We start from the raw sequence: 11,178 nt of genomic DNA on the forward strand, positions 1-11,178 counted from the left end.
GGCGGTGAGCCCGCCGGGCACCCCGGCCAGCCGCTCGCCGACCACGATCAGCGCGTTCTCGCCGCGCAGCGCCTCGGCCGCCGCGGCGCCCTCGCCGTCCAGGCCGACGCCGCCCGCGATGGCGTCCAGCCACTCGGTTTCGGTGCCGGGCGCGGCGGGAAGCAGGACGCCGCCTGCCTTCTCCAGACCGCGGGTGGCGTGCGAGGCGATGGAGTAGGTCCGCTGGCCCTGCTTGCGGTGGGCCTTGCGCAGCCGCAGGAAGACGCCGGGCGCCTCCTCCTCCGACTCGAACCCGACCAGGAGCACGGCGGGTGCCTGCTCCAGCGAGCCGTACGTGACCCCCGACCCGTCCAGGTCCCTGCCGCGCCCGGCGACGCGGGCGGCCAGGAAGTCGGCCTCCTCGCCGCTGTGCACGCGGGCCCGGAAGTCGACGTCGTTGGTGTCCAGGGCGATCCGCGCGAACTTGCTGTACGCGTACGCGTCCTCGACGGTGAGCCGGCCGCCGGTGAGGACGCCGGTCCTGCCGCGTGCGGCGGAGAGTCCGGCGGCGGCCGCCGCCAGCGCCTCGGGCCAGCTCGCCGGCTCCAGCTCGCCGGACGCGCCGCGCACCAGCGGGGTGGTGAGCCGGTCGCGCTGCTGGGCGTAGCGGAAGCCGAAGCGGCCCTTGTCGCAGAGCCACTCCTCGTTGACCTCGGGGTCGTTGGCCGCGAGGCGGCGCATGACCTTGCCGCGCCGGTGGTCGGTGCGGGTGGCGCAGCCGCCGGAGCAGTGCTCGCACACGGACGGCGTCGAGACCAGGTCGAAGGGGCGCGAGCGGAAGCGGTACGCCGCGGAGGTCAGGGCCCCGACCGGGCAGATCTGGATGGTGTTGCCGGAGAAGTACGACTCGAACGGGTCGCCCTCGCCGATGCCGACCTGCTGGAGCGCGCCGCGCTCGATCAGCTCGATCATCGGGTCGCCGGCCACCTGGTTGGAGAACCGGGTGCAGCGCGCGCACAGCACGCACCGCTCGCGGTCCAGCAGGACCTGGGTGGAGATCGGCACGGGCTTCTCGTACGTCCGCTTCTTCCCGTCGAAGCGGGAGGTCGCGTCGCCGTGCGACATCGCCTGGTTCTGCAGCGGGCACTCGCCGCCCTTGTCGCAGACCGGGCAGTCCAGCGGGTGGTTGATGAGCAGCAGCTCCATCACACCGCGCTGCGCCTTCTCGGCGACCGGCGAGGTGAGCTGCGACCGGACGACCATGCCGTCGGTGCAGGTGATGGTGCAGGACGCCATCGGCTTGCGCTGGCCCTCGACCTCGACGATGCACTGCCGGCAGGCGCCGGCCGGGTCGAGGAGGGGGTGGTCGCAGAACCGCGGGATCTCGATGCCGAGGAGTTCGGCGGCGCGGATGACCAGGGTGCCCTTGGGCACGCTGATCTCGATGCCGTCGATGGTCAGCGTGACCAGGTCCTCGGGCGGGATCGCCGCTTCGCCGCCCCCGGAGGGCGCACTCGTGGTGACTGTCATGCGTTCACCCCCTGGTGAGCGTTCTTGTCGTCGGCCCAGAGGGTCGACTTGGCGGGATCGAAGGGGCAGCCCTTGCCGGTGATGTGCTGCTCGTACTCGTCGCGGAAGTACTTGAGCGAGGAGAAGATCGGCGAGGCGGCGCCGTCGCCGAGGGCGCAGAACGACTTGCCGTTGATGTTGTCGGCGATGTCGTTGAGCTTGTCGAGGTCGGAGAGCTGTCCCTTCCCGGCCTCGATGTCGCGGAGGAGCTGGACGAGCCAGTAGGTGCCCTCGCGGCAGGGTGTGCACTTGCCGCAGGACTCGTGGGCGTAGAACTCGGTCCAGCGGGTGACGGCCCGCACCACGCAGGTCGTCTCGTCGAAGCACTGGAGCGCCTTGGTGCCGAGCATGGAGCCGGCGGCGCCGACGCCCTCGTAGTCGAGGGGGACGTCGAGGTGCTCCTCGGTGAACATCGGGGTGGAGGAGCCGCCCGGGGTCCAGAACTTGAGGCGGTGGCCGGGGCGCATGCCGCCGCTCATGTCGAGGAGCTGGCGCAGTGTGATGCCGAGCGGGGCCTCGTACTGGCCGGGTCCGGCGACGTGGCCGCTGAGCGAGTACAGCGTGAAGCCCGGGGACTTCTCGCTGCCCATCGACTTGAACCAGTCCTTGCCCCTGTTCAGGATCGCGGGAACCGAGGCGATGGACTCGACGTTGTTCACCACGGTGGGGCAGGCGTACAGACCGGCGATCGCGGGGAAGGGGGGCCGCAGCCGGGGCTGGCCGCGCCGTCCTTCGAGCGAGTCCAGCAGTGCGGTCTCCTCACCGCAGATGTACGCGCCGGCGCCCGCGTGCACGGTGAGTTCGAGGTCGAGTCCGGAACCGAGGACGTTCTTCCCGAGGTAGCCGGCCTCGTACGCCTCGCGCACGGCCTCGTGCAGCCTGCGCAGGACGGGGACGACCTCGCCGCGCAGGTAGATGAAGGCGTGCGAGCAGCGGATCGCGTAGCTGGCGATCACGATGCCCTCGATGAGGCTGTGCGGGTTGGCGAAGAGGAGCGGGATGTCCTTGCAGGTGCCCGGCTCCGACTCGTCGGCGTTGACGACGAGGTAGTGCGGCTTGCCGTCGCCCTGCGGGATGAACTGCCACTTCATCCCGGTGGGGAAGCCGGCGCCGCCGCGGCCGCGCAGACCCGCGTCCTTGACGTACGCGATGAGGTCGTCCGGGGACATGGCGAGGGCCTTGCGCAGTCCCTCGTACCCCTCGTGGCGGCGGTAGGTGTCCAGGGTCCAGGAGTTCGGCTCGTCCCAGAAGGCGGACAGGACGGGCGCGAGCAGCTTCTCGGGGCTGGTCCCGTTCTGGTTGAGTTCGGTGGCCACCGTCATCACTCCCCCTCCTCGGCGGCGGGTCCGGCCGGGAAGTCCGGGTCGGACGCCGAGGTCTGCTGCGGTGCGTCGTGGGAGCTGAGGTGCTCGGCGCCCTTCTGCGGCTGGTCGCCGGGGGCCTCGCCGCGCGGGCCGACCACGCGGGCCTTGGGCGCGGCCTCGCCCTTGGCGAGCTTGAGGCCGATGAGCGAGGCGTGGCCCGCGCCGCCGGATGCCTCGACGGCGCCGGGGCGCTCGTCGGGGAAGCCGGCCAGGATGCGGGCGGTCTCCTTGTAGGTGCACAGGGGAGCGCCGCGGGTGGGCTCGACGGTGCGGCCGGCGATCAGGTCGTCGACGAGCTGAGTCGCGCTCTCCGGGGTCTGGTTGTCGAAGAACTCCCAGTTGACCATCACGACGGGCGCGAAGTCGCAGGCGGCGTTGCACTCGATGTGTTCGAGCGTGACCTTGCCGTCCGGGGTGGTCTCGTCGTTGCCGACGCCGAGGTGTTCCTTGAGCCGGTCGAAGATCGCGTCGCCGCCCATGACCGCGCAGAGCGTGTTGGTGCAGACGCCGACCTGGTAGTCGCCGCTGGGCTTGCGGCGGTACATCGTGTAGAAGGTGGCGACCGCGGTGACCTCGGCGGTGGTGAGGCCGAGCATGTCGGCGCAGAACGCCATGCCCGTACGGGAGACGTAGCCCTCCTCGGACTGCACGAGGTGCAGCAGCGGCAGCAGGGCGGAACGGCTGCCGGGGTAGCGGGCGATCACCTCCTTCGCATCCGCTTCGAGCCTGGCGCGCACCTCGGCCGGGTAGGCGGGGGCGGGGAGCTGCGGCATCCCCAGACTGACTTCCTGGCGTGCTTCGGTCACCGGTCGACGCCTCCCATCACGGGGTCGATGGATGCGACGGCGACGATGACGTCGGCGACCTGGCCGCCCTCGCACATCGCTGCCATGGCCTGGAGGTTGGTGAAGGACGGGTCGCGGAAGTGGACCCGGTAGGGGCGGGTGCCGCCGTCCGAGACGACGTGCACGCCGAGTTCGCCCTTGGGCGACTCGACGGCGGTGTACGCCTGTCCGACGGGAACCCGGAAGCCCTCGGTCACCAGCTTGAAGTGGTGGATCAGGGCCTCCATGGAGGTGCCCATGATCTTCTTGATGTGGTCCAGCGAGTTGCCCATGCCGTCCGGGCCGAGCGCGAGCTGCGCGGGCCAGGCGATCTTCTTGTCGGCGACCATGACCGGTCCGGGTTCGAGCCGGTCGATGCACTGCTCGATGATGCGCAGCGACTGGCGCATCTCCTCCAGGCGGATGAGGAAGCGCCCGTAGGAGTCGCAGGTGTCGGCGGTGGGCACCTCGAACTCGTAGTTCTCGTAGCCGCAGTACGGGTCCGTCTTGCGCAGGTCGTGCGGGAGACCGGCGGAGCGCAGGATGGGTCCGGTGGCGCCGAGGGCCATGCAGCCGGTGAGGTCGAGGTAGCCGACGTCCTGCATGCGGGCCTTGAAGATGGGGTTGCCGGTGGCGAGCGCGTCGTACTCCGGCAGGTTCTTCTTCATGGTCTTCACGAACTCGCGGATCTGGTCCACCGCGCCGGGCGGCAGGTCCTGGGCGAGTCCGCCGGGGCGGATGAACGCGTGGTTCATGCGGAGCCCGGTGATCAGCTCGAAGAGGTCGAGCACCAGCTCCCGGTCGCGGAAGCCGTAGATCATGATGGTGGTGGCGCCCAGCTCCATGCCGCCGGTGGCGATGCACACCAGGTGCGAGGAGATCCGGTTGAGCTCCATCAGGAGCACGCGCAGGACGCTCGCCCGGTCGGGGATCTGGTCCTCGATGCCGAGGAGCTTCTCGACGCCCAGGCAGTACGCCGTCTCGTTGAAGAACGGCGTCAGGTAGTCCATGCGCGTGACGAAGGTGGTGCCCTGCGTCCAGTTGCGGAACTCGAGGTTCTTCTCGATGCCGGTGTGGAGGTAGCCGATGCCGCAGCGGGCCTCGGTGACGGTCTCGCCGTCGATCTCCAGGATGAGCCGGAGCACGCCGTGCGTGGACGGGTGCTGCGGGCCCATGTTGACGATGATGCGCTCGTCGTCGGACGCGGCGGCGTTCTCGACGATCTCGTCCCAGTCGCCGCCGGTGACCGTATATACGGTCCCCTCTGTGGTGGCGCGAGGTGTCGCGTGAGGTGTCGCGTGGGGAGTGGTCATCAGGAGTACGACCTCCGCTGGTCCGGAGCCGGGATCTGGGCGCCCTTGTACTCGACGGCGATGCCGCCGAGCGGGTAGTCCTTGCGCTGCGGGAAGCCCTGCCAGTCGTCCGGCATCATGATCCGCGTCAGGGCCGGGTGCCCGTCGAAGACGAGCCCGAAGAAGTCGTACGCCTCGCGCTCGTGCCAGTCGTTGGTCGGGTAGACCTGGACCAGGGACGGCAGGTGCCGGTCGTCGTCCGGCGTGGTGACCTCCAGCCGGATGAGCCGGCCGTGGGTGAGCGAGCGCAGGTGGTAGACGGCGTGCAGCTCGCGGCCCTTGTCGCCGGGGAAGTGCACGCCGCTGACGCCGGTGCACAGTTCGAAGCGGAGGGCCGGGTCGTCGCGCAGGGTCCTGGCGACGGTGACCAGGTGTTCGCGGGCGATGTGGAAGGTCAGCTCGCCCCGGTCGACCACGGTCTTCTCGATGGCGTTCTCCGGGAGGAGGTCCTGCTCCTCCAGGGCGCCCTCCAGCTCGTCGGCGACCTCGTCGAACCAGCCGCCGTAGGGGCGGGGGGAGGCGCCGGGCAGGGCGACGGTGCGGATGAGGCCGCCGTAGCCGGAGGTGTCGCCGCCGTTGTTGGCGCCGAACATGCCCTTGCGTACGCCGATGACCTCGCCCTGCTCGTCGCGCGGGGCGGGGAGGGCGGAGCCGTTGTGCTCGTCGCTCATCGCAGCAGCCCCTTCATCTCGATGAGAGGCAGGGCCTTGAGCGCCGCTTCCTCCGCCTCGCGGGCGGCTTCCTCGGCGTTGACCCCGAGCTTGGAGCCCTGGATCTTCTGGTGGAGTTTGAGGATCGCGTCCATCAGCATCTCGGGCCGCGGTGGGCAGCCCGGCAAATAGATATCAACCGGGACGATGTGGTCAACGCCCTGAACAATCGCGTAATTGTTGAACATTCCGCCCGACGAGGCGCAAACGCCCATCGAGATGACCCACTTGGGGTTCGGCATCTGGTCGTAGACCTGCCGCAGGACGGGCGCCATCTTCTGGCTCACCCGCCCGGCCACGATCATCAGGTCCGCCTGCCGCGGCGAGCCGCGGAAGACCTCCATGCCGAAGCGGGCCAGGTCGTAGCGGCCCGCCCCGGTGGTCATCATCTCGATGGCGCAACAGGCGAGGCCGAACGTCGCCGGGAAGACGGAGGACTTCCGCACCCAGCCGGCCGCCTGCTCGACGGTGGTCAGAACGAAGCCGCTCGGCAGCTTCTCTTCGAGTCCCATGGTGTGCCCCTCAGCCCCTCAGTCCCATTCCAGGCCGCCGCGCCGCCACACATACGCGTAGGCGACGAAGACGGTGAGCACGAAGAGCAGCATCTCCACGAGCCCGAAGATCCCCAGGGCGTCGAAGGTGACGGCCCAGGGATAGAGGAAGACGATCTCGATGTCGAAGACGATGAAGAGCATCGCCGTCAGGTAGTACTTGATGGGAAAGCGGCCGCCTCCGGCCGGCGTCGGCGTCGGTTCGATGCCGCACTCGTACGCTTCGAGCTTTGCCCGGTTGTACCGCTTGGGGCCGATAAGCGTGGCCATGACCACGGAGAAGATCGCAAACCCTGCCCCGAGGGCGCCGAGCACGAGGATGGGCGCGTAGGCATTCACGCTCCTCGCTCCTTCCAGTCGTCCTTGACCGTTGGACCGCATCGGGCGAACAGGGTCCCCGCCTCACCAAGATCGTGCATATGTGAGGCAGTTCACAAGCCCGACTGCCCCGCATCCTATGCCCGCCGTCCTGTGATCTGCGACACGGGGTACACCAACGTCTTTGTGATCTCCACCACCTGACGAACGATCATGAAGTCGGATGAGCGGTGATCTTCGTACACGAAGCGGCCGAGTGATCACGAGAGGTGACATCTCTTGCCGTTGTCGCTGGTCAAAGGGGTGTCGCACTATCAAGCCGGGGTGCCCCGCGCAAAATTGGCGATGGACGCGACAGGGTGATAAAGGGTCCGGCCGCTCTCCGGGGCGGGACCGGACGGCCCCGGGGTCACTCGCGCGGGGGTTCCGGGGGAACGAAGTGGACGCGCATCGACATAAGCCCTTTATTGGGGTGAATCGTCCGGCGCGGCCCGCGAGTTCGGCCGCCGGCCGCGCCGGGCGCGCGTGTGCCCGGCCCGGCGAGATCACTCTGTGACCTGCGTCACTCCTCACGGACCGTTATACAAGCGGGCTTGGCCAACTGTGTGAACGAGTGGTAAGCGCAGGGCAATTCGGGCGTATTGCAGAAAACCCGTGATCACAGGCGTGATCACCCCTGCCCGATTTGCCCGTTACGGCGTCAATAAAGGCCGCCAGGAAGCGGATTCACAGATTCCGGACGTAACTGTGTCGCAACACACGTTTCTTGAACGGACCCCACACGCCCTGATAGCGCTAGTACCCATGTCCCACACCGCTCTCATACCCAGCCACCGGAAGCCCCGCCGGAACGCCTCGACGACGGCGCTGCGTGCCGGAGTTGCCGGTGGCGTCCTCAGCACCATCGCGGTCGCGGGTGCCGCGGGTCCGGCCCAGGCCGAACCGGTGACCCAGACGATCGAGATGCCCACCATCACGGCGGGACTCTCCACCACCGCCGCCGCCTCCGCCGAGGCGACGCAGCAGGTGGCCCTGGACCTGGCGACCCAGGCCCAGGAGGAGGCCGCGGCCACGAGCGCCGCCAAGGACGCCAAGAAGGCCAAGGCCGAGGCCGTCCGCAAGGCCGAGGCCAAGAAGAAGGCCGAGGCCGCCGCCAAGGCCAAGGCGGAGGCCGCCGAGCGCGCCTCCCGCGACGCGGCCCGCACCACCCTCCGCACGACCGGCGGCTCCTCGTCGACCGGCTCCACCGCCGCCACCACCACGACCTCGACGACGTCGACGTCCCCCTCCCGCGCCACCGGCTCCGCGGCCTCCGTCGTGGCGTTCGCGCAGGCGCAGGTGGGCGACGCGTACGTGTCCGGCGGCACCGGCCCCAACTCCTGGGACTGCTCCGGCCTGGTCCAGGCCGCGTTCCGCGCGGTGGGCGTGGACCTGCCGCGCGTCTCGCAGGCCCAGTCGACCTTCGGCACCCAGGTCGGCCTCGGCAACCTCCAGCCCGGCGACATCCTGTACTGGGGCAGCGCGGGCAGCGCGTACCACGTCGGGATCTACGTGGGCGGCGGCCAGTTCGTCGGCGCGCAGAACTCCTCCACCGGTGTGGTGCAGCGCCCGCTGTCGTACGACCCGCCGACCGGCGCCGTCCGCGTCCTGTAGGACCCCGGCCGGCGCGGACGCGGCACCCCCGCGTTCACGGATTCACAAGCGTGCTCCGCACGTCAGGCGCACGAAGGAGCCGTCACTCCCCCGCTCGGGAGTGACGGCTCCTCTCGTTTGTGAACGGCGTCCGCTTGTGAGCGGGTGTCACGAGCGCGGCGAGACCTTCGCCAGGCCGTTGATGATGCGGTCCATCGCGTCGCCGCCGGCCGGGTCGGTCAGGTTGGCGAGCATCTTGAGCGTGAACTTCATCAGCAGCGGGTGCGTCAGCCCGCGCTGCGTCGCGACCTTCATGACCTTGGGGTTGCCGATCAGCTTCACGAAGGCGCGGCCCATCGTGTAGTAGCCGCCGTAGGTCTCCTTGAGCACCCTCGGGTAGTTGTTCAGCGCGAGTTCCCGCTGGGCGGGGGTCGCCCGCGCGTGCGCCTGCACGATGACGTCGGCCGCGATCTGGCCCGACTCCATGGCGTACGCGATGCCCTCGCCGTTGAACGGGTTGACCATGCCACCCGCGTCACCGACCAGCAGCAGGCCCTTGGTGTAGTGCGGCTGGCGGTTGAAGGCCATCGGCAGGGCGGCGCCCCGGATCGGCATCGTCATGTTCTCCGGGGTGTACCCCCAGTCCTCCGGCATCGAGGCGCACCACGCCTTGAGGACCTCGCGCCAGTCCAGCTCCTTGAACGCCGAGGAGGAGTTCAGGATGCCCAGGCCGACGTTGGAGGTGCCGTCGCCCATGCCGAAGATCCAGCCGTAGCCGGGCAGCAGCTTCTCCTGGGGCCCGCGCCGGTCCCACAGCTCCAGCCAGGACTCCAGGTAGTCGTCGTCGTGCCGGGGGGAGGTGAAGTACGTCCGCACGGCGACGCCCATCGGGCGGTCCTCGCGGCGGTGCAGGCCCATCGCGAGGGAGAGCCGGGTGGAGTTGCCGTCGGCGGCGACCACGAGCGGGGCGTGGAAGGTGACCGGGGTCTTCTCTTCGCCGAGCTTCGCGTGCACCCCGGTGATCCGGCCGGTGCGCTCGTCGGTGATCGGGGCGCCGACGTTGCACCGCTCGTACAGCCGGGCACCGGCCTTCTGCGCCTGCCGGGCCAGCTGCTCGTCGAAGTCGTCGCGCTTGCGGACGAGTCCGTAGTCCGGGTAGGAGGCGAGATCCGGCCAGTCCAGCTGGAGCCGGACGCCGCCGCCGATGATGCGCAGGCCCTTGTTGCGCAGCCAGCCGGCCTCCTCGGAGATGTCGATGCCCATGGCGACGAGCTGCTTGGTGGCGCGCGGCGTGAGGCCGTCGCCGCAGACCTTCTCGCGCGGGAACGCCGTCTTCTCCAGGAGCAGGACGTCGAGTCCGGCCTTGGCCAGGTAGTAGGCGGTCGTGGAGCCGGCGGGGCCCGCCCCGACGACGATGACGTCCGCGCTGTGTTCGGACAGGGGTTCGGTCACGGTCGGTTCTCCCGAAGACTCGAATTCGCGTGCCGCGCGGCACAGGTCCAAGGCAGTCTATGGGGGCCTGCTGATCAACCCTCCGAAGGGCTGCCTCATGTCAATCGCGCCTGCCGCACCCCCCGTCGTACAGCTGCGTGTCCCGACCGACGAGGACGCGGTGGCCTGGCACCGCCTGTTCGACGACCCGGAGGTCATGCGGTTCTTCGGCGGCCGGTCGGACGAACTGTCGATGTACGAGGAGTGGACCGCCCGCCAGCGCAGACATGACGCCGAACTCGGCTACTGCCTGTGGACCGTGTTCGACGCGGACGGCGCGGTCATCGGCTTCACCGGGGCGCAGCCGTGGGGCCCGACCGGCTACGGACCGGTGGGCGAGACCGAGATCGGCTGGCGGCTGGCCCGGTCGGCCTGGGGCCGGGGGTACGCCACCGCCGCCGCGCTCCTCACCCTGGACCGGCTGCGCGCGGCGGGTGTGGAGCGGGTGGTGGCGGCGGTGGACGTGCTCAACGACCGGTCGGCGGCGGTCTGCCGCCGGCTGGGCATGGAGCCGGCGGAGACGTTCACGACGCCGCTGCCGGGCCAGGAGGTGCGGTGCTTCCGGCTGGAGCTGTGACGGTCAGTCGACGTCGTTGAGCATCCACGTGGACAGGGCGGTGTCGAAGACCTCGCGGGCACCGGCCCAGTCCGTGGCCCGCTGGGTGACGTAGATGGCGTACTCGGTGCCGTCCTCGGCGATGTAGCTCTGGTCGATGGCCCGGATCGCCACGCCGTCCTTGTTCTCGTAGGTGTACTCCCACCGCGCGCCGGGCCGGCCCTGGAAGGTGTTGGCCGACAGCTGGACGCGCTGGTAGTTGCGCTGGTTGGCGTCGGCGGTCTTCTCCATGGCCTGGAAGTTCTCGTACGAGGTGTACGGGGCGTTCGCGGTGACGCCCACCTTCAGCAGGAGCTGGTTGCCGGCTTCGTTGGCGTAGGTGACCTGGTGGTTCTCCTCGCCCAGCCGCTCCCACGCCTCCGGGACGGCGAGGGCGAAGCCGGCGGTGTCGGCGACGAGCCGGTAGCCGTCGGGGATCTCGGGCGCGGACGGTTCGGCCCCGGGGTCGGTGCCGGTGTCCGTGTCCATGCCGGTCTCCGCGTCGGCGGGCTCCTCGGACCGGTCCCCGGCGGGGGCGGCGTCCTCGGGGGCGCCCTCGGCGGTGTTCTCCGAGGCGGCGGGCGCGTCGTCCTGCCGGTCGATCAGTGCGAGGGTGCCCGCGGTGGCCCCGCCGCCGAGGACGAGCGCGGCGACGAGGGTGACCGCCCAGACGAGAGCGGGCCGGCGGCGCCGGGGCGCGGGGGGCTGCTCGGGGGTCGCGGCGGGGGTGTACGGCCCGGCGAGGGTGGCGGTGGGCGCCTCGCCGGGGTCGGACCCGGGCGCCTGGGCCTCG

Annotated in this window: 10 protein-coding genes and 1 pseudogene; 2 read left to right on the forward strand and 9 right to left on the reverse strand. The window is 70.2% G+C overall.

The window, feature by feature from the left end:
- The 7 genes from MHW47_RS24835 to MHW47_RS24865 form a co-directional block, all read right to left on the reverse strand.
- The coding region (locus MHW47_RS24835; RefSeq protein ID WP_239225998.1) for an NADH-quinone oxidoreductase subunit G at window positions 1-1,509 on the reverse strand (1,509 nt) is incomplete at its 3' end.
- On the reverse strand, window positions 1,506-2,870 hold the full coding sequence (gene nuoF, locus MHW47_RS24840) for an NADH-quinone oxidoreductase subunit NuoF (RefSeq protein ID WP_239225999.1): 1,365 nt from the start codon (window positions 2,868-2,870) through the stop codon (window positions 1,506-1,508). The genes MHW47_RS24835 and nuoF, both read right to left, overlap by 4 nt.
- Window positions 2,870-3,685 carry an NADH-quinone oxidoreductase subunit NuoE gene (nuoE, locus tag MHW47_RS24845; RefSeq protein ID WP_239226004.1) on the reverse strand — a complete coding sequence of 272 codons (816 nt, stop codon included), beginning with the start codon at window positions 3,683-3,685 and terminating at the stop codon, window positions 2,870-2,872. The genes nuoF and nuoE overlap by 1 nt, the downstream gene beginning before the upstream one ends.
- A 29-nt stretch (window positions 3,686-3,714) precedes the next feature.
- On the reverse strand, window positions 3,715-5,049 hold the full coding sequence (locus MHW47_RS24850; RefSeq protein ID WP_239226000.1) for an NADH-quinone oxidoreductase subunit D: 1,335 nt from the start codon (window positions 5,047-5,049) through the stop codon (window positions 3,715-3,717).
- Window positions 5,049-5,759: an NADH-quinone oxidoreductase subunit C gene (locus MHW47_RS24855; RefSeq protein ID WP_239226001.1), complete on the reverse strand. Its 711-nt coding sequence runs from the start codon at window positions 5,757-5,759 to the stop codon at window positions 5,049-5,051. The genes MHW47_RS24850 and MHW47_RS24855 overlap by 1 nt, the downstream gene beginning before the upstream one ends.
- The gene (locus MHW47_RS24860) at window positions 5,756-6,310 is read right to left on the reverse strand and encodes an NADH-quinone oxidoreductase subunit B family protein (RefSeq protein WP_111337185.1); all 555 of its coding nucleotides are present in this window, start codon (window positions 6,308-6,310) and stop codon (window positions 5,756-5,758) included. The genes MHW47_RS24855 and MHW47_RS24860 overlap by 4 nt, the downstream gene beginning before the upstream one ends.
- A gap of 18 nt (window positions 6,311-6,328) precedes the next feature.
- Window positions 6,329-6,688 carry an NADH-quinone oxidoreductase subunit A gene (locus MHW47_RS24865; protein WP_003992243.1) on the reverse strand — a complete coding sequence of 120 codons (360 nt, stop codon included), beginning with the start codon at window positions 6,686-6,688 and terminating at the stop codon, window positions 6,329-6,331.
- Between the two features lie 783 nt (window positions 6,689-7,471).
- On the opposite strand from MHW47_RS24865, the gene MHW47_RS24870 reads away from it, so the two are divergent.
- Window positions 7,472-8,320 carry a C40 family peptidase gene (locus MHW47_RS24870; RefSeq protein WP_239226002.1) on the forward strand — a complete coding sequence of 283 codons (849 nt, stop codon included), beginning with the start codon at window positions 7,472-7,474 and terminating at the stop codon, window positions 8,318-8,320.
- Between the two features lie 147 nt (window positions 8,321-8,467).
- On the opposite strand, the gene MHW47_RS24875 is transcribed toward MHW47_RS24870, so the two are convergent.
- A complete protein-coding gene (locus MHW47_RS24875) occupies window positions 8,468-9,751 on the reverse strand; it encodes a geranylgeranyl reductase family protein (RefSeq protein ID WP_111337181.1) in 1,284 nt (427 codons plus the stop codon).
- 97 nt (window positions 9,752-9,848) lie between these two features.
- Here MHW47_RS24875 and MHW47_RS24880 point away from each other — a divergent pair, with 97 nt between their 5' ends.
- On the forward strand, window positions 9,849-10,367 hold the full coding sequence (locus MHW47_RS24880; protein WP_239226003.1) for a GNAT family N-acetyltransferase: 519 nt from the start codon (window positions 9,849-9,851) through the stop codon (window positions 10,365-10,367).
- A gap of 3 nt (window positions 10,368-10,370) precedes the next feature.
- Here MHW47_RS24880 and MHW47_RS24885 read toward each other — a convergent pair.
- Window positions 10,371-11,178, reverse strand: a pseudogene (locus tag MHW47_RS24885) (hypothetical protein); the annotation flags it as partial.

The organism is Streptomyces sp. OfavH-34-F (assembly GCF_022347745.1).
Taxonomy (GTDB): domain Bacteria; phylum Actinomycetota; class Actinomycetes; order Streptomycetales; family Streptomycetaceae; genus Streptomyces.